Below are 26914 nucleotides of genomic sequence, written 5' to 3' on the forward strand. Positions count from 1 at the left end.
TTCCGGAGTGCGGCCGGGCAGAAAGTGTGAAGGCATATCATCCTCTGTTGATACCCGGCCGGAGGGGCCGGGCAGGCAGGACGATGAGGGATCAGGCGAAGGGGAAACCATCTGCTGGGAGGAAAGCGGGAGGCGCATTCGGCCTCTTTCGATCAAATTTCAGCTTATAATTTTTACCAAACCTGACCGAATGTCGACTAGGGAGAAATACCGCTGGCTTGATCGATGCTTAACGTCGAGGTAGCCTCGCGGAGGGGAAAATGTTTTTAGTAAAAACACGTATAGTGGGTGGTTCGTGAACAATATTCGTGCGCTTTTCGTCGGCGATGGTCCGCTATTGCTGCAATGTCTTGATGCTTATGTGGCGTCAGGTGGCCAGGTGGCGGCAATCGTTACTCAGGACGCGGCCATTGCCAGCCATGGCGGAACCGCCGGCCTGCGTGTGCTGGACAAGAGTTCGGTCAATACAGGCGAGCTTGAAGCGCTCGACTTCGATTATCTTCTCAGTATTGCCAATCTCGACATGCTGCCCGAGGCGTTGCTGAAGCGCGCCGGCAAGATGGCGATCAACTTTCATGATGGCCCCCTGCCGCGTTATGCGGGCCTGAATGCCACCTCCTGGGCCATTCTGGGCGGCGAGACGAGCCATGGCGTGACCTGGCACGAGATGACGGCCGAGGCGGACATGGGCGGCATCGTGCAGGCAGCGCCTGTGGTGATGGATCCGAACGATACCGCCTTCAGCCTCAACGCCAAATGTTTCGAGGCGGGCCTTGCTGCCTTCAAGGCGATGATCCCTGCGCTGCTGACCGGGAATGTGGCCCTGCGCGCGCAGGAAGGCGAGCGGACTTATTTCGGCCGCTACAAGCGCCCCAAGGCGGCGGCCACGCTACGCCTTGATGTGCCGGCCGATCAGACGCTGGCGCTGTCGCGCGCGATGTCGTTCGGTCCGTACACCAACACGCTGTCTTTCCTGAAGCTGTGGACCGGGCAGCGCGTGCTGCTGGTGGGCGATGTTGAGGCGGCTGGAACGCCGGCTTCCCCCGCGCCGCATGGCACCGTGATGGCACATGAAGAGGATGGCATCCTCGTCGCTGCCGAAGGTGGCCGGCAGCTGCGTCTTACGGGGCTGACGGACGGGATGGGCGTTGCAATAAAAGCAGCGCAGGCGGATGATCTGCGCCTGGGCATGCGCCTGCCGGACCTTTCGGCGGAAGAGATTTCCGAACTGGGGCGCCATACGGTGGCGGCGGCCAAGGCTGAGCCCTTCTGGATGGCGCACAGCGCCCGTGCCGTTGCCAGCGAAGCGGCGCCCTATCCGCGCGCGATGAAGCCTGCCGACGGCGCGCACAAATTTGTTCTGGATGCCGGCGGCGATCTGGCGCTTGGCCTGGCGGCGCTGGCCGCCTGGTCTGCGCATGTGGGCGGCGGCGCATCGGCGGCGATCGCGTTCCACGATGCCGCACAATGGGCCGGCCTTGGCCGTTTTGCCGCATGGTTTACGCCCTGGCGGCCGCTGGTGCTGGATGTGGCGGGCGCAACCCGGGGCGGAGAGCTGGTGGCGCGGGCGCGCGCGCTGGCAGACGCCGCGAAGGACAAGGCGCCTTTGGCTTGCGACGCTTATATGCGCCGCACCCGTTCTGAGCGGACACAGGGGCGCGCCGATGATTTCACGCTGGCTGTTGCCGTGGGCAATGAAGCGCCAAAACATCCGAATGCGGATATCATCCTGTGCGCAGGCGATGACGGGCTGACGCTGCATGTGTCTGCCGCCGCGTATGATGCCGATGTGGCCGGGACGATTGCCGGACATATCAAGACGGCGCTGGCCGCGCTGCGTGATGTGCCGGAGCAGACGCTGACGCAAATGGATGTGCGCCCGGTGGCGGAACGTGAGGTTCTGGCGGGCTTTGAGGCTGGGCAGGCGGTGGCCGTGCCGTTTGTTTCGATGCATCAGGGCGTGACCGATCAGGCCGCCCGCACGCCGGACCGGATTGCGCTGCGCACACGCGACGCCTCCATGACGTATGCGGAGCTTGATGCGGCCTCGACCCTTGTGGCCGAGCAGTTGACCGTTCGCGGCGTTCGCCCTGGCGAGACCGTGGGCGTGTGCATGAACCGCTCGATCGAGATGGTGGTCGCGCTTCTGGCGGTCCTGAAGACGGGGTGTGCCTATGTGCCGCTGGACCCGGCCTATCCGGCAGACCGGCTGGACTTCATGCTGGAAGACAGCCAGTCACGTTTCGTGATCATTGACGCGCCGGGCGCGCAGGAGGGTGTACGCGCCCAGCGTCTGGCGTTCGGTGATCTGCGCGGCGGAGTAGCTGGTGGCTGGCGCCCGGTGGATGTTGGCCCGCAGGATCTGGCCTATCTTATCTATACGTCCGGTTCGACCGGCCGCCCGAAAGGCGTGAAGGTTCAGCATGGCGCGCTGGCGAACTTTTTCGCGGCGATGGATGTGCGCCTTCCGTACAAGGAGGGGGATACCTGGCTGGCGGTGACCAGCCCGAACTTCGATATCTCCGTTCTGGAGCTGTTCTGGACGCTGTCGCGCGGGCTGATTGTGGCGCTGCATGGCGCCGAGGCCCGCAAGGCAAAGCCGTTCAGCCTGTTCTATTTCGCGGCCTCTTCCTCGGCCAATGACGATCAGTACAAGCTGCTGTTTGCGGGCGCGCGGTTTGCCGACGAGAATGGCTTTGAGGCCATCTGGACGCCGGAACGCCACTTCCACGACTTTGGCGGCTCCTACCCCAACCCGGCGGTGACGAGCGCGGCGCTGGCTTCTATCACCAAGCGGGTGCATATCCGCGCGGGCAGCTGTGTGTTGCCGCTGCATCATCCGGTCCGCGTGGCCGAAGACTGGTCGGTTGTGGACAATATCTCGGGCGGGCGCATCGGCCTGGCCATTGCGACAGGCTGGCAGCCGAACGACTTTGTTCTGGCTCCGGACAATTTTGCCAATCGCAAGGAAACGCTGAACGAGCGGATTGATACGCTGAAGCGTCTGTGGCGCGGGGAGGCGGTGCCTTTCGTCAATCCCAATGGGGTTGAGGTTCCGACCCGGACGCAGCCGCGCCCGGTTCAGAAAGAGCTGCCGATCTGGCTGACGATTGCCAAGGCGCCCGAAGCATTCGAAAGCGCCGGCCGCCAGGGATACAATGTGCTGACCCACCTTCTGGGGATGTCGGTCGCAGAGCTTGGCGGCAATATCGCCAAGTATCGCGAGGCATGGAAAAAGGCCGGGCATCCGGGCGAAGGCCGCGTGACGCTGATGCTGCATTCCTTCGCGGGCGATACCGATGAGGGAGTTCGTGAAGTCGTCCGTGAGCCGATGAAGAATTATTTGCGGACGGCGGTAGACCTTGTGCGCGACGCGGCCTGGACATTCCCGACGCTGGTGCAGCGCGGGCAGGCGACGGGCCGCACGGCGCAGGAAGTGATGGACGCAGAGCCGCTGACACCGGAAGAAATGGACGCGCTGCTGGATCACGCATTCGAGCGGTATTTCCAGACAAGCGGCCTGTTCGGCTCTGTGGAAACCTGCGCCGAGATGGCCCGCCGTGTGCACGCCATTGGCGTCGACGAGATCGGCTGTCTGGTTGACTTCGGCGTGGATCAGGATCTGGCCATCGACCACCTGCCTTATCTGCGCCGGGTGATGGACCGTGCCGGCGCGATGCCCTCCCATGAAGGGCGCTACACAGTGGCCGAAGATATCGAGTTCTTCGGAGCGTCGCATCTTCAGTGTACGCCGTCCATGGCGATGATGCTGGGCGGAGAACGGGACAGGCTGGCCGGGCTGCAGGTGATCTGCGTGGGCGGCGAGGCATTGCCGATGGAACTCGCCAGGTCACTGCGGGCGAATGCGCCTCAGGCAAAACTGTTCAATATGTACGGCCCCACTGAAACCACGATCTGGTCGACCATGTGTCATATCGAAGAGGTTGGGAATTTCATTCCGCTCGGCGAGGCGCTGCTGAATACCACATTGCGCATCGATTCTGCCTCTGGCCATCCCCAGCCGGCGCTGGCCGCCGGCGAATTGCTGATTGGCGGCGATGGCGTAACGCTGGGCTATTGGAACCGTCCGGAGCTGACGGCGGAGCGTTTCGTGACGCTGGCCGACCGGCCGGGCGAACTGATGTATCGCACCGGCGATCTGGTGCGCCGCCATGCGGACGGGAAACTGGAATTCCTTGGGCGGATCGATCATCAGGTTAAGCTGCGTGGTCACCGGATCGAGCTTGGCGAGATCGAGGCGGCGCTGGTTGCCCAGGAAGGGATCAGCCAGGCGGTTGTGGTCGCGCTGGGCGAGACCAGCGAGAGCAAGCGCCTTGTTGCGTATTGCGTCGTCAAGCCGGGCGTGGATCTGGATACGAAAGCGCTGCGTGCTGAACTTGCCCAAAGCCTGCCGGAGATCATGGTGCCGGCACATATCGTGGTGCTCAGCGTTCTGCCACTGACACCTAACGGCAAGATCGACCGCAAGGCGCTTCCGGCGCCGGAAGCGGTGGTGCAGGGCGCGGTGGAGACGCCGACCGACGAGGTGGAACAGAAGCTGGCGGCCCTTTGGGGTGAACTGCTTGGCCTGCCGGCGGTGGACGTGAATGCCAATTTCTTCGATCTTGGTGGACATTCCCTGCTCGCCTTCCAGATGCTGCGCCGTGTGCAGAGTGAATTCTCCGGCGGCGTGACGATTACGGATGTCTTCCGTTTCCCGACTGTGCGCACGCTTGCGGCCCGTATCCGGGGCGGCGGGGGCGATGATAAGGACAAGCCGAACACGGGCATCGGCCGGGCGCAGGCGCGCCTTGCCGCGCGCCGCCGTGATCCTGCTGGGGCTTGATCGCAATGGCGGATGAGAACAGCATTGCCATCGTTGGCATGGCCGGGCATTTTCCCGGCGCGCGATCGGTGCGGGAATACTGGTCCATGCTGGAAGCCGGGCGGGACGCGACCCGTTGGCTGACACCGGAGGAGTTGCTGGCGGCGGGGGAATCTTTCTCCGCCATCCAGGACCCGCGCTATATCCGGGCGACGATGGCCCTGCCGGACATGGAAATGTTCGATGCCGGTTTCTTCGGGTTCAGCCCTCGGGAAGCGGCGATCCTCGATCCGCAGCACCGCCACTTCCTGGAGTGCTGCTGGGAAGCGCTCGAAGATGCAGGCCATATGCCTGCGGACGAATTTGACGGCGCTGTCGGCGTATTCGGCGGATGCGGGATGCAGGCTTATCTGGCCTTCAACCTGCTGAGCAATCCGGAGCTGGTGGAGAGCGAGGGCATGTTCCTTCTCCGCCATACCGGCAATGACAAGGACTTCCTGACAACGCGGGTGTCTTACCTTTTGAACTTGCATGGCCCCAGCATCGGCATCCAGACGGCGTGTTCCACATCTCTGGTGGCGATCCATATGGCAGTGCAGAGCCTTCTGGCGCGCGAATGTGATATGGCGCTGGCGGGCGGGGCGAGCATCGATCTGCCCCATGGCCGGGGTTATCGGTATGCGGAAGGAGAGATTCTGTCCTCGACAGGCCGTTGCCGCGCCTTTGACGATGAGGCTGATGGCACGCTGTTTGGCAGCGGGGCCGCTGTGGTGGCGCTCCGGCGGCTGGACGACGCCCTGCGCGACGGCGACAATATCCATGCGGTGATCCTTGGCTCAGCCATCAATAATGATGGCGCGCGCAAAGCCGGCTATCTTGCGCCGAGCATTGACGGGCAGGCCATGGCGGCGGCCGAAGCGCTGGCGATTGCCGGCGTTGATCCGGGTAGTGTTGATTACATCGAAGCGCATGGCACCGGCACGCTGGTGGGCGACCCCATCGAGCTGTCTGCACTTCAGCAGGTCTATGGCGATGCTGCGCCCGGGTCTATCGGGATCGGCTCTGTAAAGACGAATATCGGCCACCTGGATACCGCGGCAGGCATTGCCTCCCTGATCAAGGTTGTGCTGGCGATGCGCGGCGAGAAGCTGCCCGCAACGCTCAATTTTTCCAAGCCCAACAGCCGCTTTGACTTCGCGCGCAGCCCGTTCAGGGTGGTGGGGCAGCAGAAGGAATGGCGCCGCAATGCCAGGCCGCGCCGGGCGAGCGTCAACTCTCTGGGCGTTGGCGGAACAAACGCGCATGTTGTGATCGAGGAGCCGCCTGTGCGCGCGCCCGTGATAGCGTCGGGGCCGCAGATCATCACGTTGTCTGCCAAGACGCGGGTTTCGCTTGAGGGGCTGGTCGCCAAATGGCAGGACTTTGCCGAAACGCCGGGTCCGGATTTCTGCATCGCCAACTCGGCGTTTACAGTGCAGACTGGCCGCAAACACTTTGCGCACCGGGCAACCGTTGTGGCTTCCAATGCGCAGGAGCTGGCCGAGCAGCTTTCTCCCAACGGCGCCTGGCGGCGCACGGCAGCCATTGCGAAGGAAACCAAGCCACGGATCGTTTTCATGTTCCCTGGCGGCGGCGCGCAGTATCCCAACGCGGCGCGTTCGCTTTACGAGAACAATCCGGTTTTCCGAAGCGCTGCGGAAGCCTGCTTCAGGGTACTTGATGCGGAACTGGCAAAGGAAATCCGTAGCCTGATGTTTGAATCCACGGATTTCAAACAGGGCTCGATGGCCCTGGAGCGGCCAACCTACTCCCTTCTGGCGGTGTTCATCGTGGAATATGCGCTTTCCAAGCTCTGGGAAAGCTGGGGCGTGACGCCCGATGCCGTGATCGGCCACAGCGCGGGCGAGTATGCCGCAGCGGTGCTTGCCGGCATCATGTCGCTGGAGGACGCAATCGGTATCGTTCTTGTGCGCGGCGAGGTTTTCGAGACCGCGCCAGCCGGCGGCATGATCAGCGTTCAGGATGATGAAGCGCGTGTGCGCGCGCTGATCGGCGAGGAGCTGGATATCGCGGTGCTAAATTCACCGCAGGTGACCGTCGTATCCGGCGCCGACGCGCCGCTCGCGGCGTTTTCAAAACGTCTTGAGGCGGAGGGTATCAAGCATGCCCCGGTTCGCATCAAGGTGGCGGCGCATTCCCGTATGCTGGACAGCGGGCTCGCGCGATTCCGCGCGCGGCTCGACAAGGCAAAACTGTCTGCGCCGAAGATCGAGTTCATCAACAATCTGGTGGGCGCGCCGGGCAATCCGCAGGAGCTTGCGACCTCAGACTACTGGGTAAGCCATCTGCGTGGATGTGTCCGGTTTGCGGATGGCTTGTCGGCCGCGCTGTCAAAGCCTGAGACAATTCTGGTCGAGATCGGTCCCGGACAGGCGCTGTGCGCGCTGGCGGGCCTTGCGCAGGCGGAGCATTCCCCGCGCGGCGTTGTGGCGAGCTTGCCAACAGCGGTTGAGCCGCTGGATGCCGAGGCCTATGCGCTGTCGGCGTTCGGCCATCTCTGGTCGCTGGGTGTGCCGGTCGATTTTGCGCGTGTGCGGAAGGGAGAAGGTCAACGCAAGGCGTCGGTGCCGACTTATGCGTTCGAGCGTCAGCGCCATTGGATCGAGCCGGGCAAGGGCAAGGCGACGGCCGAAGCGGATGGGCCGCAGATTTTCCGGGCGTCGGATGTAAAGGACTGGTTTGAGGCCCGTGTCTATGTTGCGGCGCCGGCGGAAACCGCCACACATGGCGCGCGCACGCATATCGTGTTCAGTGACGGCAGCGATTTTTCTGCTGAGGCTATCAGCCGGTTGCGGGCGCGGGGTGATACCTGTGTTGTCGTGCGTCATGATCCGGGTGCGGCGGAGCCACGGCAGATCGAGGGCGACTTTGCATTTGACGCGAGCGCGCCGGATTATTCCGCGCTGGTCGACGACCTATCCAAAGCCGTTGAGACCCCGGATTCCGTCGTATTCCTGTGGCCGCTTGTCTTCGCGGGTAAGGCGGATTCCTTCGGCGCGTTTGAGGCAAGCTTTGCCCTGGCAAAGGCGCTCCAACTTTCCGGATGGGCCGAGCACGCACATTTCATTGCCGCGACGCAGAATGCCCTCGCCAATGAGGCGGGGGACGCCTGTGACGCGATGCAGGCGGGCGTTCTCGGGCCGTGGCGCATGTTGAGCGCCGAGCAATCGGGCGTGCGGGCGCGCATCGTTGATTTCGATGCCGCCGATGACGATGCCGCGCGAGCTGAAGCACTCGTCAGTGAGCTGAATTCAGATGGGGGATCCGCAGTGACCGCCTGGCGCGATGGCCAGCGATTTGCTCCATCATTGAAGCGTGAGGCTGGGGCGCAGGTGCCTTCGCCGCTGCGGGAGAAGGGCGTTTATCTGATCACGGGTGGTTTGGGCGGCATTGGTCTCGAACTCGCGCGATACCTCGCCGGGGCGGTGAACGCCAGGCTGGTGCTGACCGGGCGGACGCCGGCGCCGCCGCGCGAAAGCTGGAGCCGATTGGCGGCGGGATGGGGAGCGCCTGCGGATGTGGCGCGGGCGCGCGACCTGCTGGCGCTGGAAGAACTCGGCGGGGAAGTGCTGGTTGTGGCCGCTGACGTTGCCGATGAGGCGGCAATGGACGCCGTTATGATGCAAGCGCAGGAGCGGTTCGGCGCGGTGAACGGAGTTTTCCACGCGGCGGGCATGATTGATGACGCGCCAATGGCAATGAAATCTCTGGACGAGGCGCGCCGCGTCCTTTCTGCCAAGGCGGAAGGGGCGCGCGTGCTGGACCGTCTGTTGCCGGATGGAACGCTGGATGTGTTCGCGGTATTCTCCTCGACCAGCGTGCTTATCACGCCGCCCGGGCAGAGCGACTATGTGGCGGGCAATGCAATTGCCGAAGCCGTTGCTGCTTCGCGCAGGGATGGCATGGTCATCACTTGGGGGCTCTGGGCCGATATCGGCATGGCAAAACGCGCGGCCGACGCCAGCGCGGTTGGTAATGCCGGCGGTGTGCACCCGCTGCTGGGCGCCCGGCAGGAAACGAAGGACGGAACGCTGCAGTTTGCCGAAACCTATTCGGAGGCAACCCTCTGGACACTGAGCGAACACAGGATCGGCGACATCGCGGTGCTTCCCGGTGCGGCTTATGTCGAGATTGCGAGTGCGGCCGCGCTGAGCGCGGGTCTGGGGGATGCGATCGAGATCAGCCAGCTGAGCTATGTTGCGCCGCTGGCGATCCGGCCTCGCCAATCCCGGCAGGTGCGCACAACGCTTACGCCGCTGGAAGATGATGGCTTCCGGATCGAGGTGGAGAGCCGGGCGCATGCCGGTGAGACATGGCTGCTGCATTTCGATGCGCAGCTGGCAAAGCGTACATCTGCGGCGAGCCCTGTCGCTGCGGCTTCCTGTGGCACGGTGCTGGGTGCCGACCGCCTGACACTGACCGAGCGCGGGGTGAGCTTTGGGCCACGCTGGAGCAATGTCGCGCGCGCGGCCACAGGCGAGGGCGCCGTCAGCGCGAGTTTCGCCCTGCCGAAAGCGTTCGCGGCCGACCTGAAAACATATCGCATCCACCCGGCCCTGTTCGACACGAGTTTTGCGGCAGGTCTCTTCCTGCTGGATAATGATGTAAAGCGCGGCGTGTTTGCGCCGGTATCGATTGGAGCGGTGCGTGTTTTCGGCGCCCTTTCGGGCGAGTTTTCGGCGGAAAGCCGGATGACTTCGCAGAGCGATGACGCAGCCACCTTTGATGTGGACCTTGTGGACAAGAGTGGCGCAGTGTTGCTTGAAATCCAGGGCGCGTCGTTCAAACGCGTGACTTTTGGCGGAGAAATCCCAGCGGTTCCGGATCTTTCGGCGCCCATACGGGACCGTCTGTTGACGGAAGGTATCCGGGCGGCAGAAGCGCAGGCAATGTTTGCGCAACTCTTCGTTCAGGGCGAGCGGTCATTCGTTGTGTCGCCAGTTTCTGTTGGGCAGATCCTGCTGGCAACCAATGGGCCTGCCACGGCAGCAAAGTCCACATCTTCGGAAAACCGGGTGATGACCGCAGGCGACCCGGTGGAGCAGCGTCTTGCGCAGATGTGCTCGGAAATTCTCGGAGTTGAGACGCTGGGTCTTGATGAGGAGTTCCTGTCTTATGGCGGAGGATCGCTGACGGGTGTGCGTCTGTTTGCGCGTATCCGGCGCGAGATGGGCGTGGAACTGGCCCTGAGCGCGCTGTTGCAGGCGCCGACGATCCGCACGCTGGCTGTGATTGTCCGGGAAAAAATGCCCGAGCAATCCCAAGAAACAGTCGCAAAAGAAGAGCCGGCGGCAGAACCTGCCGCGAACGCGCCCGAGCCAAAGAAGAAATCTGAAGCGGCAAAACCACCCGCCGCCAAACCGCCGGGGAAAAGCCGCTGGACGCCGCTGGTGCGGATGGCGCCGGGGGCGCCGGGCGTGAAGCCGGTTTTCCTCATCCATGGGGCCGGCGGCAACATCCTGTGGTTCAAGCCTCTCGCGGACCGCCTGCGCGGCGATACGCCCATCTACGGGATAGAGGCCCAGGGCATTGATGGATCACTGCCGTTCCTGGAATCGGTGGAAGAGATGGCGGAGCTTTACATTCGCCATATACTGACGGTCGATCCCCAAGGGCCTTACCGGTTGGTCGGCTATTCCGGCGGCGGCGTAATTGCGGTCGAGATGGCGCATCAGCTGCGGCGCAGCGGCCGTAAGGTCGAACTTCTCGCGATGCTGGACACGTTGGCCCCGCAGGAAGCCTCCACGCCGCTCAGCCTTGCCAACAAGATTGGTATGCTGACGAAGCTGGATGGGGCCTATCTGGCGCGGCGGATGGCCCATCATGGCGGGCGTCTGAAGGAAAAGATCCAGGCGAAGCTTGCCGGGAATGGCGAGCATCAGGGAAAATCGCAGATCGAGCTGCTGTCGGAACAATGTGAGACCGTTTATCTTCAGGCGCAGGGGCGTTATTTTCCCGCGCCCTATGATGGCGACGTTCTTCTGTTCCGGGCAGAGCGCACGAGCGCGATGTTTGCAAGGTCCGGTGAGATGCTCGGCTGGCAGGGGCTGATTACTGGAAAACTGGATATCGTCACGCTGGATGCATATCATGATACCTTGCTGGCGGATGGCAGTATCGAGGTGATCGTCAAGGAACTTCAGCGGCGCCTTGCGATGCTGAATGCTCAGAAGATCGAACAATTTGAGGACGCTTGAAGTATGAATGGCTGGTCGTTGGGCGGTATGGGTGCCGCAATTCTGGTGGCACTTATTGTCCTTCTTCTGGCCGGCTTCCTGGCGGTCTGGCTGGAGTCACGGTCGTTGACCAGCCCGCGCGGCTATCATCAGCCTGATCGAAATACGTTCGTCTTCACGCAGACGCCCAAAACCGAAGCCGGGCTTGATTTTGAAGACATCAGCTTTCCGGCCCGCAATGGGCAGACGCTGCGCGGCTGGCTTGTGCCATCAGATCAGCCTACGGATCTGACCATTGTGACTTTGCACGGCGCGGGCGGCAACCGTCAGAGCTATTTTGACCAGCTGCCCATGCTGCAGGGGCTGGGCGCAGACGTTCTGATGTTTGACGCACGCGAAAATGGGCTGAGTGATGGCGCGGGCCGGGGTATTGGCCTGGCAGTCCGCGAGGCGGAAGATGCCCTTGCGGCGGTGGAGGAAATGCGCCGGCGCGGTCACAAGACGGTAATCGCCTATGGGTGTTCCCTTGGCGGTTCTGCCGCGATCATTGCGGCGGCGCGGGATAGCTCCATCGACGGGATCATTGTGGAGGCCTCGCTCTCCAGCTTTGAGGATTTTGTCGCCGACAAGGCGAACCGCCGGCTCGGCAAACTGGGCCTGACGGCTAACTGGGCAACGAGCATCTGGGGACGCGCGGTCGTAGTCATGTCGCGCTGGCGTATGGGTCTGGATGATTATGTCAGGCCGGAGGACGTTATCGATACCATCGCGCCACGCCCCATCCTGCTGATCCATGGTGGCCAGGACCCCTGGGTGGTGGAGGCGCATGCTGACCGGCTGGTTGAGAGAAGCCATCCGGCTACGGATTACTGGTTGATCGAAGAGGCCGACCATTGTCATGGATACAACGCGCGGGAAGCAGAGTATCGCGCGCGCATGAACACGTTCATTGAAGCGCTGAAAGCGGCTGACTGAGCCTGAGTTTCCTGGATTTCGCTAATCGGTGCCAGCTGCAGCTTGGGCAATCACGGAGAGGAGCAAGGATCTTTGCTGCTCCGCGTTCAGCTCCGGGCGATCCGCATATTGGCGGGCAGCATCGGATGCCTGGCGGTAGAGACTGCCGTTGGTCCACAGATCTGACACTGCTTTTGTCCAGTCAGCAATAGGGGCGTCATGGGCCAGGATCATGCCGCCGGGGCCGATAGCCTCGGGCAGGCCGCCGCGGTTGGAGCCGACTACGGGAATACCGCTGCAATGAGCTTCGGAGACAACCCGTCCCCAGGCCTCTTCCCACAGGCTGGGCGCAAGGAGAATTCTCGTCTGGCTGTAGATGTCCCGCATGTTATCCGTCCGTCTACGGAACGTAACGTTGGGGAGTGACGCCAGATCTGCCGACAGATCAGCCAGCTGCTGGCTGGTCAGTGTCCAGCTTTCTACGAGCAGGAAAGGAATTTCAGGCAGGGATCGGGCAATCTCGACGACGGTTGCAAGACCCTTCTTGGCAACGGGATTGATGAAGGTGACGAAATCTCCCGTCGAGGTGACTTCATATTCTCTGCGGTCAATGATTGGGGGGATCACGACGCTTTCGATGCCGAAGGCTTGCCGGTATCTGTCGCGCGTGAAATCCGAGTTGGAGATGAAGTGGCATCCCTTCAACGAAGACGGATCGCCTTCGAGTTCGTCAAACTCGACATTGTGGAAATAGAGGACCACGGGGACACCGTGCTTGTGGAATTCCTCAGCAATCCTGACCGACCCATGGCATTGGGCAACGACCACGTCGGGCCTGTCATGGCGCACGAGATCTGCAATGGCGTCGCATGGCACCCAGGCGCGATAGACCGGATAGCCGTAGATATTGTCCTGGGTAAACCTGGTCCGGCTCAACTTCAGCTTGATTCTGGACCTGAAGCCGAAAAAGCCCTCGGCGAACAGCTCAGCCAGCACGGCTGGCGAATGTCCCGCTTCCTTGAGGGAGCGTGCCAGATAGTCCGTATTCGATTGAACGCCCCCGCTGAACTGGGGCAGGTATCCGTTATTGCTGGCGAATACAATCTTCATTCAGATGAGGCGGTTGGAGGGCTGATCCAGGAAGGGGCGGGAGGCATTCAGAAAAAATGTTCCATTTTCTTACCACTACGAAACCAAAAAAGCCTTAAGGGGATCTGCCGGGTCCTTGCAGTTTAAACCGCTCTGTTCTCTGCCTGCTGTCCCCGCACCAAAGGGACGTCAGAGGGGGCGTCATGCCCATTGTGAACAGATCAGCCGGCTCCGGAAAGCAGGCCGGAGGAGGCTTCTGTGACCTTTGTGATGCCGGTCAGGGCCATCGATACGGAGAGCTCGCCCTTCATTGCGGCCAGCAGGTGGGCGAGGCCCTTTTCGCCGCCGCCGGCAAGCGCATACACCCAGGGCCGGCCCATCATGGTGAGGTCCGCGCCGCTGGCGAGCGCCTTGAGCATGTCCTGGCCGGAGCGGATGCCGCCATCCATGAGGATCAATGTCTTGCCCGCCACGGCCTCGGCAATCGGGGGCAGGGCGCGTATGGAGGAGGCGACCCCGTCCAGCTGGCGGCCGCCATGGTTTGACACGACAATTCCGTCAGCGCCGCAATTGACCGCCTCAAGGGCGTCTTCGCGGTCCAGGATACCCTTGATGATGAGCGGTCCGCCCCATTGGGACTTGACCCATTCGATATCCTTCCAGCTGACCGAAGGGTCGAGTGAAGAATTGGCCCAGGCGGAGAAATCTGCCGGCGTGGACGCGTTTTTGACATAGGGAGCAACATTGGCGAGGATATGCGGCCCGCCGCGCAAGCCGACATCCAGCGACCAGCCAGGGTGCATCATGTAGGACAGCAGGCCCCGGCGCATCCGCGCCCATGCGCCGCCGCCACCGCTCATCGTGTTGCGTACGTCGCGGTAGCGGGTGCCGACGACGGGGAGATCGACCGTCAGAACCAGGGCCGAGGCTCCGGCCGACCGGGCGCGGGCGATCAGGTCGGCCACCGAGCCGCGGTCGCGGATCATGTAGAGCTGAAACCAGAGCGGGCCTTTTGTGGCCGCGGCAACTTCCTCGACCGAGCAGATGGACAGGGTGGAGAGGCAATAGGGAATGCCGAACTCGCCGGCGACTTTTGCGGCGCCGGCTTCGCCCCGGCGGGCCATCATTCCCGACAGGCCAACGGGGGAGAGGGCCAGGGGCATTGTTAACGTAGCCCCCAGAAAACGCTTTTCCGTGGTCAAAGCCGAAACATCCCTCAGGATGCGCTGGCGCAGTTCCAGAGCTTCGAAATCGGCCACGTTGCGCCGCAGTGTCAGCTCCGCATAGGCGCCCCCGTCGAGATAGTCGAACAGGAAGCGCGGAAGGCGCTTTTCTGCTCTGAGTCTGTAGTCGGCAGCGCAGGCGGGGGCGAGGGACAATGTCGGCATCGGCCGCTTGTAGAGGACACGGGCAGGGCTTGGCAAAGCCATTTTGATCCGGAATTGCTCGCTTTTCGGGGCCTTGCCGCCGGAGAACATTTCAATTTTGATAAAATTTCAACGCAGCGCTTTAGACCTTGTTAAGATTAACGGCGCGCGCCATCAGGGCGAGATCAGCGGCGGAAAGATACCCTGACAGGTGAAATCTACGGGATCGTGATATTCATTTGTAATCCATTTCCGCGTACACAAGGGCCAGCAAATCCGTTGATATCAAGTCGTTCAGGACCGCCGGGCGGGGTGGCGTTGAACTTGCAGGGGACCGCCAGCAGACCGGGCCTAACCGGCCTCTCAGTCAAAGTGGGAATGGTAAATAGCATGACAGATCTGAAACGCCTGAGCCTGTCCAGCGTCGCCGTATGTGCAGTTGCTGCATCAGTGGCCAACGCTCAGGGCGCAGACTTTTACAGCCGTGACAAGTACACTGCGGTGCTTGATCGCGCGCAGCCCGAGTTCGATCCTGAGCCGGTCCGTCTTGGTACATTCTCGGTTCGCTCTGCAGCAGAACTGGGAGTTACCTATTCTGACAACATCTATGTGGTGTCGCAAAACACAGAATCCGGCGCTATCGGCCGCGCGGGCCTGACGGCGTCCGGGGACACGACCTGGAGCGTTCATAACGTAGGCTTCGATGTTTCTGCTCGCCGCAACGAGTATTTCGATCAGGGCGACGAGTCGCACAATGATCTTCGCGCCCGCCTGCGGGGCCGCCTCGATGTGACCCGCAGCTTCTCCCTGGGTGGGGCGGTATATGTGGAAGACCGCGTCGAACCGCGCACGGATATCACCAACGTTTTCAGCCCGGACAAGCCGATCGGCGTTTCTGTCCAGGGGGCCAATGTTGAGGCCAACTATCTGAACGACCGCGTGCGCTGGACCAACGGCCTGGGCGTTCGCAACGAAGATTATGAAAACGGCCGCCAGATCGGCACCGGTCTTCCGATTGATCAGAGCTACCGCGACCGCACGGTTGTCGATGGCCGCACCCGCCTGTCATATGCCGTGTCGCCCAACTTTGCCGTTTTCGGGCAAGCGACCTACGAGCAGCGCGACTATGACGCGCTGCAGGTTTTCGGCGGCCTGCCGCGTTCGCGCGATTCCAAAGGCTACACCGTGGCCGGCGGCGTCGATTTCGAACTTGATGCCCTGATCCGCGGCGACGTTGCCGTGGGCTATCTGAAAGAAACCAAGGACGACAGCTTCTTTGAAGAAGTCAGTGGTCTGTCCTTCGATGGCCGTCTCCAGTGGTTTCCCACTCAGCTGACGACATTGACCTTCAACGGTAACCGCCGTGTCACCGATACGGGCCTGTTCGATGCGCCGACCGCCGTGGAGAGCCGCGCCGGGGTGCGTGTCGATCACGAACTGCGCCGCAACATCGTGGTGTCTGCTTCTGCCAGCTATCTGGAGTATGAATTCGAAGAGATCGACCGCAAGGACGAGGGCACCGATTTCCAGCTGGCCGCGACCTACAAGATGAACCGCCGCGTGCATTTCGATACCTTCATCAATCGCGCTGACCGCGATGTGTCAGGCGTCGATGTGTTTGGCGATCCGTCCTATGGCGTGACGACGATTGGCGTCGGCGTCCGTCTGTTCCCGTAATACCTTCTCCTGGAGGCCTGCATCCTGCGGGCCTCCCCTTAATTTCCAGAGGCGTTGCCTTGACCAAGTCGTATACGATTGAAATCCCCACCAGCTCCGCGCCTGCCGGAAATACCGGCGGCGTAGACACAAGCTCCTTCGACATCAAGTCGTTGACGAGCATGATTTATCGGCGCTTCTGGCTGATCTTTGCCGGTTTCATTACCGTATTCTGCCTTGTCGTCTTCGTGACCTTTACCCAGACCCCGACCTACAGGGCGCAATCTGTTCTTCAACTCGATACCAACCAGATCAACGTCATTGATCTGGGCGCGCTCTTCTCCGGCGCTGGCGGCGCCACAACATCCGTGATCGATACGGAGGTTCGCGTCATCGGCTCCAAGACACTTCTGGCGCGCGTGGCAGAGAAGCAGAAGCTGATCGAAGATCCGGAGTTCAACTGGACCCTGCGCCCGAAGAAGGAAACCTTCGTTTCGTCAGCACGAAAAGCCGTCATCGGACTTCTTGGCGGGGACACATCCGAAAAGGATCCCTTTGCCGGCATGACTGCCGAGCAGAAGGAAGCTGAAATCTTCGAAAGCGTCGTCGGCACACTGATGACCAAGGTGCGTGTCGGCCGCGTCGGGGCGACCTATCTCCTGACGGTGGACGTTACCAGTACGTCTCCGGAAACGGCCGCGCGCCTGGCTAACGAAGTTGCGGATCAATACCGTGTCCAGCAGCTGGAAAAGAAGTACGACGCGACCCGCAAAGCCACCGAATGGCTGCAGGAGCGCGTCTCTGGCCTGCGTGATGAGGTCGAGGAAAAAGAGCAACGTGTGGAGAGTTTCCGGGCCGAAACAGGCCTTCTGGAAGCTCAGGGCACAACGCTGACCGAACAGCAGATCGGGTATCTGACCTCGCAACGCGGCCAGGCTCAGATCGAAGTGGACCGTGCGCGCGCCCGTTATGAAAGCATGCGCCGCCAGATCGATAGCGGCGCCGGTGTGGAGGGTGTATCCGAAGTCATCAACTCGCCGCTGATCAACGATCTCAAGACCCAGCGTTCGACGATCATGCGCCGGGTGGCCGAACTTGAAACCCGCGTGGGCGACCGCCACCCTGACCTTATCAGTGCGCGCAACGAAGTTGCCGACATCGACCGCCAGATGAATTCCGAGATGAACCGCATTGCGGCCAACCTCGAGAGCGAACTGCGTGTCGCCCAGGCCCAGCTTTCCTCCATTCAAGGCGAGATCGGCCGCTCGACCTCGCAGCTGCGTGGCAACAATGTGAACCTGGTGCGTCTGCGCGAACTTGAGCGCGATGCCCAGACCAGCCGCGTCATGCTCGAGGAATTCCTTGCCCGCTCCAAACAGACGCGTGAGCAGGACGCGCTCATCACGGCGGACTCCAGCATTCTGTCGACCGCGTCAGTGCCGTATTCCCCGGCGTCCCCGCGCAAGGGCTTCAACCTGATCGTCGGCGCGCTGCTCGGCCTGATCGTTGGCGGCTTCCTGGCGATCATCGCTGAGCTGTTTGACTCCAACATCAGCTCTTCGGAAGATGTCGAGAACAAGCTCGGCTCCAACCCGATCGGATCTGTGCCGCTCATCCGCACGGCGGGCCTGCTCGGGCTTGGCCAGACCAGCCCGGCAGACTTCCTCGTGGAAAATCCGCTCTCGGCCTATGCGGAAAGCATCCGCTATCTGCGCGCAGCCATCGCCTTCTCAGACCTCGACAGCGAGACCAAGACGGTCGCGATCACCTCATCGTTGCCCGACGAAGGCAAGACCAGCCTTGCGCTGAGCCTCGGCCGCATGTCGGCCATGTCCGGCTCACGCACCTTGGTGATCGATGGCGACTTCCGCCGCCGTCAGCTTACGGAAATGGCGGGCCTCAAGCCGGAAATCGGCCTTGTTGAGCATCTCTTCGGGGCCGGTCAGCTTTCCGATGCTATCGTCAAGGATCACAAGACGATGCTGGATATTCTGCCGCTTTCGCTGAACGGCCATACACCCCATGATGTGTTCGGCACGCGTGCGTTTGATGAGCTGCTGTCGCGTCTGCGCGCCATGTATGATCTCATCCTGATCGACACGGGCCCCTTGCTTCTCATGGCGGAGGCGCGTGTGGTCTCTGGTAAGGTGGACAAGGCGATCCTCGTTGTGCGCTGGCGCCAGACGACCCGTTCGGCCGCCCGCCAGTCGCTGACGCTGTTGCGGAACTTCAAGGCTGATGTGCTGGGCGTTACGCTCAACATGGTCGATCTCAACCGCCGCCGCCATCACCGCGATCCGGGCGCTACCTACAAGGCCTATCGCAAATACTATCAGATGGAATCCAAGCCGGGTCTGTTTGGCTGGTCGAAGCCTAAGAAGCCGAAAGCCAACAAGCAGGGGCCAAAGTCGGCAATTGCCATCCAGGTGCCGCCGTCCAAGGCAAGCGGCCGCAAGCAGGATCCGGTCGACCGTATCTCGGCGGAATAGACTTCCGCAGGTTCGGGCACAGGTGACAAGGAACAGGGGACGCGCATGCTCTACCAGCCTGCCCCCCAGGGAACGGAAATGACCCGGATTGCCTTCTTCGGCCATGACGTGGCGGACGCGGCTGTGCGCCGGCGTGCGCGCGGCTTCCAGGACGATGGATTCCAGGTCACGGGCTTCATGATGCGCCGGCGCGAGCCTCTGGCGCAGGAATGGGACAACGTAGACCTCGGCCAGACGCATGACGGCGCCTTTCTTCAACGTATCCGCCAGGTGTTTCGCGGCGCGCGGATCGCGGCCGCTTCGGGCGACAAGCTGCGCTCTGCGGATGTGATCTATGCCCGCAATCTCGACATGCTGGCCTGCGCGTTCCTCGCCAAGCGGCATGCAAGGCTTGCCACGCCTGTCATCTATGAGTGTCTTGATATTCACCGGCTGCTCTGCCGTCAGGATGTGATCGGGAAGGGGCTGCGCGCCCTTGAGGGCTGGCTGCTCAAGCGCTCCGCGGCGCTTGTCGTTTCCTCCCCAGCCTATCTCACCCAGCATTTCGAGCGTTATTATGCGGGCAAGTTTCAGGCCTATCTGATCGAGAACCGGCTTTCGGGCCACGCCAGCTATGGCGCCCGCGTTTCTGAACCCAAGGCAAAATCCTCCGGCCCGCTCCGCCTCGGCTGGGTTGGGAACCTGCGGTGCCGCCGTTCGCTCGACCTGTTGTGTCAGGTGGCGGAACGTTTCGGCGCCCAGGTGGAGGTGAGGCTTCACGGCGTGCCTGCGCTGACCGAGATACCGGATTTCGAGGCGAAGGTTGCCGCAAGGGCGAACATGTCCTTTTACGGACGATACAGGTCCCCCGAAGATCTGCCCGGCATCTATGCCGGGCTGGATGTGGTCTGGTCCGGCGATTTCATGGAGGCAGGCCTCAACTCCACATGGCTGCTGCCGAACCGTATCTATGAAGGCGGGTATTACTGTGTGCCGCCCATCGCCCCGGCAGGCACGGAAACAGCCCGCTGGGTTGCCCGGCAGGATTGCGGTTTTGTGCTGGATGAGCCGCTGGAAACAACGCTGCCCGGCCTGATCGAAGAACTGCTGCGGGATGCTTCCCGGATTGCGGCCTACAGCAATACGCTCGCGGGGCTGCCAGAGGAAACGTTTGTTCAGCCGCGCGGTTTCCTGCGTCAGCTCATCGAAACGGCCGTGAAACCGAAGGTGGCTTCATGATCTGTCCAGTTTTTCCGTGTATGGAGACGGCTGGCGGGCGCCCGAGGGACGCTCTCGCGGAGGTGCCTTGTGTCTGATTACGCTCCCCCCCGGACCAGCGCGACGGTGCAGCCTGCCTATGTAAATGTCTACTCGGTGGACAAGGGGGCAGGGCTCTGGGAGCAGGCCTTTGTCGGGCTGTGGATGTTCATCATCTACCTGCCCATCGAAGCATTCTCGCCCTTGCGGTATCTCTGCATCCTCGGCTTTCTGGTGATCACGGTTTACGACTACAAGCGTCTTGTGCCGCTTATGGTCAGGTGCTGGCCGTTGTTCGCCCTGGCTATTCTCGGGCTAATGTCCATTGGATGGGCGCCTTACCCCGCAGAAGCGTTCCGTCAAGGCGTGCTCTTCTTCCTGTCTTCGTTCGTCGCGGTGGTCATCGCTGCCCGTATGACACCCCAGCAGGCGTTGCGGGTCATCATGTTTGCCGGCATGGCAACAACCATTGCCTCCATACCGCATTGGGGAACTTTCGCCGGCGGGGGGCCTTATGCAAGCAAGAACTACTTTGCCGTCCACATGCTGTTCTGCATGCTGCTTAGCCTCATCACGGTACTGAACGATAAAGAGCCGCTGTACCTGCGCCTTCTCGCGCTGCCCTTCGTGCCAACATGCCTGCTTTTCATCTACATGGCAGACTCTGCGACCTCGCTGGTGTTTGCGGTGCTCGGCGGCGCGGGCCTCATTGCCATCAAGTTCTTCTGGGCGCCGGCCACAAAGGTGCGCGGGCTGTCGATGCTCGTCATTCTCTTTGCCATTGTGGTGGTGCTGGTGGGGGCTCTGGCGGTGTTCAACATGCCTCAAAACACATTTGTGGAGCGGTTCCTGGATCTCGTCGGCAAGGATGCCACGCTGACCGGCCGCACCGCCCTTTGGGAAGGCGCCCGTCTGGCAGCCGAGGAGAAGCCCTGGTTTGGGCTCGGTCTTGAGGGATTCTGGTATTACGATTCCGGCGCCGCCCAGACGCTCAACGAGAATGACTACAAAGCCTTCGGCACCAAGCTGACCTTCCACAATGCCTATTGGGAGGTGCGCGTGCATCTTGGCTATGTGGGGCTTGCGCTGTTCCTCATCTTTCTCGGCTGGACATCGTTGAGATTGCTGTATCTCTGGTTCAAGGATGGCTCGCTGGTGAACTCCGCGCTCGTCCTGCTGGTGGCCGTGAACCTGACCATGACGTTCACCGAGTCCCTTCTCTGGGGGATGTTCACCACGCCGGTCTTTCTGCAGTCTCTTGCGGGTATTGTCCCGTTCAGGCTTCACGCTCCAAAACTGGAAGGCCGCGCCCGGATTGTTCCGGTTACGTAACATTACAATGCAGCCATTCTCGCCAATTCAGGCGGTCTGAGCGGGGCTGCGAGGGCAAATGCCCGAATAATGCCAGAATTTAACGATAATTTCTCATAATACGGCGATAAGGTATGCCTGCCTTAAACCACTGTTAAGTCTTCGCTGTTCTAAATGAAATCATGTCGCGTTCGAGCCAAGTGATGCCGATGAAATCAGGCGCCTTTTCAGACCCCGTTACGGGAGCACTCGAGAGTGATCGTTCTCTCATGAACGAATTTAGTGGTGAAAAGCTGCCAGTATGGCTGCGACTGCTGACCATTATTGGTCTGAGCGCCGGCCTTTGGGGCGCGATTATCTGGGCTTTCGTCCTTCTGTTTGGTTGATCCGCGCGGGCCACCGCGGTCCTGAAACGCGGTTAGTTTCTTGCATATCTCTGGCATGTGGCCGTCCCGCTGTTATGCAGGGGGACAGTCCGTTGACCTTAAAGGGGCCAGGAATGCCGGGAAAAGTGCTTGTTTTGGGCGGAGCAGGCTATGTGGGTAGCCATTGCTGCCGGGCTTTTGCCGAAGCGGGCTGGGATGTCACCGTTTTCGACAATCTCTCCACCGGCTGGCGCGATCTGGTACGCTGGGGCGGCCTGATCGAGGGCGACCTCAACAATCCCGCCGACATCGAAGCCGCTTTCAAAGCGGTTAAGCCCGATGCGGTGGCACATTTTGCCGCTTCGTCTCTGGTGGGGGAGTCAGTTGCCGATCCGGGCAAATACTTCCGCAACAATACGATGGCCACGCTCAACCTGCTTGAGGCGATGACGCGTCACGGTACGCAGTCCATCATCTTTTCTTCGACCTGCGCTATCTTTGGCCATGCGCAGACGGATTATCTCGCCGAAGATCATCCGCAAAACCCCATCAATCCCTATGGCATGTCAAAGTTGATGGTCGAGCAGATGCTCGCCGCCTTTGATCATGCGCACGGGATACGGTCCGTCTGCCTGCGGTACTTCAATGCGGCGGGCGCTGACCGGGATGCCATGACTGGCGAGCGTCATGCGTGCGAAACGCATCTCATTCCGCTGGCGCTCAAGGGCGCCTATGATCCCGATTATGTCTTCACCATCAATGGCACCGATTTCGATACGCCGGATGGCACGGCTCTGAGAGACTATATCCATGTAGAGGATCTGGCCGAGGCGCACCTCCTTGCCCTGAAGAGGCTGGAAGCGGGCGCGCCGTCTGACGCCTTCAATCTCGGAACCGGCTGCGGCACGAGTGTCGCGGAAATTGTCGATGCGGTGGAGCGCGCGACCGGCCAGCGTCTGCCGCGCAAGATCGGCCCCCGCCGGCCTGGAGACGCCGTTCGCCTTGTCGCGGCGCCGGGCAAGGCGCGGGATGTGCTTGGCTGGACAGCGACGCGCTCCGATGTTGACAGCATCATCACCTCAGCACTGGCCTGGCACCAGAAGGACTGGGCCCTCCAGTCTCCTGAAAAGGTCCAGGGATGACTGGGCGCGGTGACATCTGAAATGTTCGTGGACTGAGGGGCGGTCATCATGGAAAAGGTCACGGTCATCATTCCGTGCTATAATGGCGAGGCTTTCATCGAGAAGGCCGTGCGCAGCGCGCTGGATCAGACACTCCCCACGCGGGTCATCGTTGTGGATGACTGCTCGATGGATGGCAGTTTCGCCCTGTTGCAGGCGCTTGCTGCGAAAGAGCCGCGTCTGACTGTGGCGCGCCAGCCGCAGAACGGCGGCCCCTCTGCGGCCCGGAACGCGGCCCTGCGCCTTGTGGAGACGCCCTGGGTCGCAAACCTCGACGCCGACGACTACATGCTGCCAGACAGGCTGCGCCGCCTGGTGACGCATGGCGAGGCGCATGGGCTCGATTTCATCGCCGATGATGTGATCCGTGTAGAGCCTGATCAGGCGCCCGCCGATGGGGTGCGCGTCTGGAAGGACGAGCTGTTTGGATCTGTACCCATGGGACTGGCCCGGTTCGTGCGCGAGAATATGGCAAAATATGCTGGCCCGCGCCGTGAGATCGGATATCTGAAGCCGTTGATGCGGATGGATTTCCTGCGCCAGAAGGATCTTTTCTTCCGGGAGGATATGCGCCTGGCTGAAGACTATGAATTCTATGCCCGCTCGCTGACGCTGGGTGCGCGATGGGAAGTGATTGATCCGTGTGGATACATTGCTGTCAGCATGCCGGAGTCGCTTTCAAAAGTCTATCCTACATCCGCCATTGAAAAGATGGTTCAGGCTGACAGGGCCTTCCTGAAAACGCCCGGGCTGTCCGAGGATGAGCGCGCAGCAATCGGCGAGCATCTTCACCAGACAGCAACCGACTATGCCTGGCGCACAATGATCGATGGCGTGAGAGCCCGGAGCCCCGCGTTGATGTTGCGGGCGCTGATGCAGCCGCCGGCAGTGTCAGGGAAGGTAATGCTGCGCATGACGAAACATCTCCTGCGGCTGCCTATCCTGCCGGAAATTCCGGAGCTGCCGCGCAAACCGGCCCGCGAGTCGGCGGGCCTGGGTCTCACCTGACGTCGAACTTGTCGGCCTTGCGTTCCCCCAGCAGCATACGCTGTTCCAGCCGCCGCCGCAGTGCCCCATAATAGGCTTCGAGGAAGGCGAGGTCTGTTTCGCCAGCCTGCTTCGTCCAGCCGATCTTGGCACGAATGCGCGCGGCCACCTGTTGTTTGATCTCCTGAGTGGACTGACGCAGCACATCTTCCAGCACATGCAGTTCATGGATGCCATAGGCATCGGCCTGCGCGGTGGTGAAGGCAAAGCGGGAGCTGGCTTCGGCGCCCTTGGGCACCGAAGTGATATCGTGCATAAGCTTGGTCTTCGGTGAACGGATGACCCAGGTGCCGGCAATCAGATCGCCCACACGCATCTTGTCCTTGTTGAAGATGGGGAACAGCAGGAACACGCCGGACCAGACCAGCCCCAGCAGAGCCATCCACCCGCTCGCGCCATCGCCGCCCATGAGGGCAAACTGGAAGGGCAGGCCGACTTCGATTTCCCGGATGAAATTGCGCGCCAGAACGGAGTTTGCCGTAAGCCGCCCGCCATCGCGCGCCGCCACCCTAAGACCCAGAGCGCGCTTGCCCGGTGTGGCCGCCCGCTGGCCGATCTCGAAGAAGATGTAATAGAAATTCCGGACAAAGAAAAAGAACACCAGCCAGAAAGCAAAGGCGATATTTGCGCTGCCGGGCGTCAGCGCGCCGATCACGAAGGTAAGTCCCAATAGTGTGGCGATCACGATCACCCACTGAATGGCGACATCGATCAGAAAGGCGCCGGCCCGCTCGCCGGCGGTGGCGAGCTTCAGCCGGATCGCCGCGCCCTCCGGCGTTATCAGGCGCCGGATCAGCTTCGACTGGCGCATTTCCTCGGCCATGCGTGCACGGCGCTGTGTGGCGGCCTCGAGGCTGACGCCGGGGCGCTGTGTCCTTGGGGCGACGGATTCAGTCATGCGCGCCGCTCCCTCCGGGGCATGTAGAAATAGAGCATCCAGAGAACGCCCGTGCCGCCGGCAATCCCGTACCGGACCATATCGGAATTGATCAGCTGCCGCCCGAAGCCTTCCAGCAAGGCTGCGATGATCAGCATCACCACACAGCCCATGGCGATGGTGGCCGCTTTCTGCCCGGCCGCGCGCGCCGAGGCGAGCCGGGTCTGCGCGCCGGGAAACGCAACGGCACCGCCGATGATGAAGCCCGCCGCGCCTGCCAGCACGATGGCGAAGAGTTCTGTGACGCCATGGATCATCAGCCAGCCTGTAAATTCATAGCCCAGCCCCTTGTCCCAGAACACGGCATACATCGAGCCGATCGTCACGCCATTGTAGACCAGTAGCCAGGCAGTCGGGATGCCGAACGCAAAGCCAAGCGCAAAGGCGAAAAGGGCAATCTGGGCATTGTTGTTGAACAGGAAGCTGGAAAACGCGGTCAGCTGTCCCTCTCCATGTCCGTCCGTGTAGATCGTGCTGCGCAGGTATTCCACCGTCGCGTCAGGGGTGCGCCCTTCCATGAAGTTCTGCCCGTGGAAGGTCCAGTACCAGTCCATGTCCTGCAGGCAGAGGAAGAAAGCGAGCCCCCAGCCACCGAAGAAGAACAGCGCCGACAGCAGCGTGGGCCACACCGCGCCGCGCACCGCCGCTGGCCAATCCCTGCGCAGGAAAGTCATCATCCGCTCACCGATGGTGGTGCGGGCGCCATAGACAAAGAAATAGGCCCGCGTACACAGGCTTTCGAGATAGGCGATGACGTTCTGGTCCAGCGAGATTGATCGCGCGACGGACAGCGAGGAAACCGCCTGCCGGTACAGCCGGGGCAGCGCCAGCATGTCTTCATCGCTGAGGCGTTTGACGCCGCCATTCTCGGCCCGCGTCAAGATGACGTCCAGCTTCTGCCAGTCGCCCTGGCGTTCCTCGCGGAACCGGTAGGATTTCAGAAGATCGCCGCTCACAGCATGTCCCTCTGCTTGATCTGCAGGTAACGCGAAACAAGTTCTGCGCCGAAATGTTCCGGCCGGCTTTCGATGATCTGCACGCCCATGCGCTGCAGCCGGCGGAAAACGAGGTCACGCTCGGAAAGCAGCGTGTCGGCAATCACCGCGCGCGCCACGTCTTCAGGATTTTCGGGCGTGGCATCGGCCATGTTGCCGAGCGCTTCATCCTCGAAGGTGGCGAACAGAACGAGATGCCGGTCGGTCAGCCGCTTCACATTCTCCAGCATCAGTTCGGCAGAGATCGTGTCGACGAAATCGGAGAAGATGATCACCAGGCTGCGCCGCTCCAGCCGCCCGGCAAGGTTTGTCAGGGCAAGCGTGAAGTTGGCTTCCTCATCGGAATAGTCCATCTCCGCAACGGTTGCCTGCGCCTTGGGGAAGGCGCTCGTGCCGGTTAGGAAGCCGCTCGTTACGCCCGGTTTGGATGAGAAGCCATAGAACATCGTCCGGTCGCCGGAGCGCAGGGATACATAGGCCAGCAGCAGCCCCGCGGTCACCGCCCGGTCAATCTTCGGCACGCCGCCCAGCGGCTCGCTCATCAGGCGGCCTGTGTCGAAGGCAAAGACGATGTTGTGATTGCGCTCGGTCTTGAATTCCTTGGCCAGCAGGTGGCGGTGGCGGGCCGAATGCTTCCAGTCGATCGCGCGGCGGTCCATCCCGGCGGTAAACTCGCGCAGCGCGTCAAACTCGCTACCGTCGCCGCGTTCGATCTGTGTCTTGATGCCGAACTCCGCGTCGCGCGAGAACAGCCGGATCGCCTCATCCCGCACCCAGCGCACATTCGGCGTCACCGGCACATCAGTGCCGATCTCCTGCACATGCCGTTTCTGCACGAGGCCCAGCGGTCCGCGCCAGCGGCTCCAGAGGCGCACGATGCGGGCCATGCCCCGCCGGCTGGGCTTCAGGCCGGCATCATAATGACGCGTGCGTGCTTCCCAGCCGCGCAGGCCCTGCGGCGCCAGCTGAGGAATGAATGCGTTGGTCTCCAGCTGTATCTCGATACGCGCTGGCAGCGGCCCCGCCGCAAAATGCAACCGCAGCGGCAGCGGCGCTTCTTCGCCAACATACAGCAGCGGTGGAACCGCCACCTCCACGTCATAAGCGCGCAGCCGGGCCGCCAGCAGGCCGTCCATCAGCACAATACCGCACACCCCCGCGATCCAGCCAGCCGAGAGAATCCACAGAGCCGGCGCAAACAGCGCAATCGCGATGAGCAAGGGCAT

At 61.8% G+C, this 26914-nt stretch carries 15 protein-coding genes; 10 read left to right on the forward strand and 5 right to left on the reverse strand.

The genetic code is table 11. From position 1 onward, the window contains the following. The first annotated feature begins 295 nt into the window (after window positions 1-295). Genes C0456_RS13460 through C0456_RS13470 form a run of 3 tightly spaced genes read left to right on the forward strand, consistent with a single transcriptional unit; the run spans window position 296 to window position 12036 of the window. Window positions 296-4846 carry a MupA/Atu3671 family FMN-dependent luciferase-like monooxygenase gene (locus tag C0456_RS13460; RefSeq protein WP_291053008.1) on the forward strand — a complete coding sequence of 1517 codons (4551 nt, stop codon included), beginning with the start codon at window positions 296-298 and terminating at the stop codon, window positions 4844-4846. A 5-nt stretch (window positions 4847-4851) separates the two neighbouring features. Beyond that, window positions 4852-11082 (forward strand): type I polyketide synthase, encoded by a 6231-nt coding sequence (locus tag C0456_RS13465; RefSeq protein WP_291053011.1) that lies wholly within the window; start codon window positions 4852-4854, stop codon window positions 11080-11082. A 45-nt stretch (window positions 11083-11127) separates the two neighbouring features. Then, window positions 11128-12036 carry an alpha/beta fold hydrolase gene (locus C0456_RS13470; protein WP_291053014.1) on the forward strand — a complete coding sequence of 303 codons (909 nt, stop codon included), beginning with the start codon at window positions 11128-11130 and terminating at the stop codon, window positions 12034-12036. A 21-nt stretch (window positions 12037-12057) separates the two neighbouring features. On the opposite strand, the gene C0456_RS13475 is transcribed toward C0456_RS13470, so the two are convergent. Continuing rightward, the gene (locus tag C0456_RS13475) at window positions 12058-13125 is read right to left on the reverse strand and encodes a glycosyltransferase (RefSeq protein ID WP_291053016.1); all 1068 of its coding nucleotides are present in this window, start codon (window positions 13123-13125) and stop codon (window positions 12058-12060) included. Window positions 13126-13325: 200 nt separating this feature from the next. Then, entirely contained in the window at window positions 13326-14492 is a 1167-nt protein-coding gene (locus tag C0456_RS13480) for an L-lactate dehydrogenase (RefSeq protein ID WP_367179274.1), read from the reverse strand. A gap of 369 nt (window positions 14493-14861) precedes the next feature. On the opposite strand from C0456_RS13480, the gene C0456_RS13485 reads away from it, so the two are divergent. From C0456_RS13485 to C0456_RS13515, 7 genes are all read left to right on the forward strand, one after another. Further along, on the forward strand, window positions 14862-16148 hold the full coding sequence (locus C0456_RS13485; RefSeq protein ID WP_291053019.1) for an outer membrane beta-barrel protein: 1287 nt from the start codon (window positions 14862-14864) through the stop codon (window positions 16146-16148). Window positions 16149-16207: 59 nt separating this feature from the next. Beyond that, window positions 16208-18616, forward strand: a complete 2409-nt coding sequence (locus C0456_RS13490) for a polysaccharide biosynthesis tyrosine autokinase (RefSeq protein ID WP_291053022.1) — start codon at window positions 16208-16210, stop codon at window positions 18614-18616. A 45-nt stretch (window positions 18617-18661) separates the two neighbouring features. After that, window positions 18662-19834, forward strand: coding sequence for a glycosyl transferase family 1 (locus C0456_RS13495; RefSeq protein WP_291053025.1), 1173 nt, complete (start codon window positions 18662-18664; stop codon window positions 19832-19834). 69 nt (window positions 19835-19903) lie between these two features. Continuing rightward, window positions 19904-21184: an O-antigen ligase gene (locus C0456_RS13500; RefSeq protein WP_291053028.1), complete on the forward strand. Its 1281-nt coding sequence runs from the start codon at window positions 19904-19906 to the stop codon at window positions 21182-21184. Between the two features lie 161 nt (window positions 21185-21345). Next, a complete protein-coding gene (locus tag C0456_RS13505; protein ID WP_291053031.1) occupies window positions 21346-21549 on the forward strand; it encodes a hypothetical protein in 204 nt (67 codons plus the stop codon). A 113-nt stretch (window positions 21550-21662) separates the two neighbouring features. Then, the gene (gene galE, locus C0456_RS13510; protein ID WP_291053034.1) at window positions 21663-22670 is read left to right on the forward strand and encodes a UDP-glucose 4-epimerase GalE; all 1008 of its coding nucleotides are present in this window, start codon (window positions 21663-21665) and stop codon (window positions 22668-22670) included. A 48-nt stretch (window positions 22671-22718) separates the two neighbouring features. Continuing rightward, window positions 22719-23717 (forward strand): glycosyltransferase family 2 protein, encoded by a 999-nt coding sequence (locus tag C0456_RS13515; RefSeq protein WP_291053037.1) that lies wholly within the window; start codon window positions 22719-22721, stop codon window positions 23715-23717. Here the strand turns inward: C0456_RS13515 and C0456_RS13520 are convergent. The 3 genes from C0456_RS13520 to C0456_RS13530 are packed head-to-tail and all read right to left on the reverse strand — an operon-like array spanning window position 23710 to window position 26914. Beyond that, on the reverse strand, window positions 23710-24654 hold the full coding sequence (locus C0456_RS13520) for an RDD family protein (RefSeq protein ID WP_291053040.1): 945 nt from the start codon (window positions 24652-24654) through the stop codon (window positions 23710-23712). The genes C0456_RS13515 and C0456_RS13520 overlap by 8 nt on opposite strands. Then, on the reverse strand, window positions 24651-25649 hold the full coding sequence (locus tag C0456_RS13525; protein ID WP_291053042.1) for a stage II sporulation protein M: 999 nt from the start codon (window positions 25647-25649) through the stop codon (window positions 24651-24653). Before C0456_RS13525 ends, C0456_RS13520 begins: the two co-directional genes overlap by 4 nt. Beyond that, window positions 25646-26914 (reverse strand): DUF58 domain-containing protein, encoded by a 1269-nt coding sequence (locus C0456_RS13530; RefSeq protein WP_291053044.1) that lies wholly within the window; start codon window positions 26912-26914, stop codon window positions 25646-25648. The genes C0456_RS13525 and C0456_RS13530 overlap by 4 nt, the downstream gene beginning before the upstream one ends.

It is taken from the genome of Hyphomonas sp., from assembly GCF_013823385.1.
In the GTDB taxonomy this organism is placed as follows: Bacteria; Pseudomonadota; Alphaproteobacteria; order Caulobacterales; family Hyphomonadaceae; genus Hyphomonas.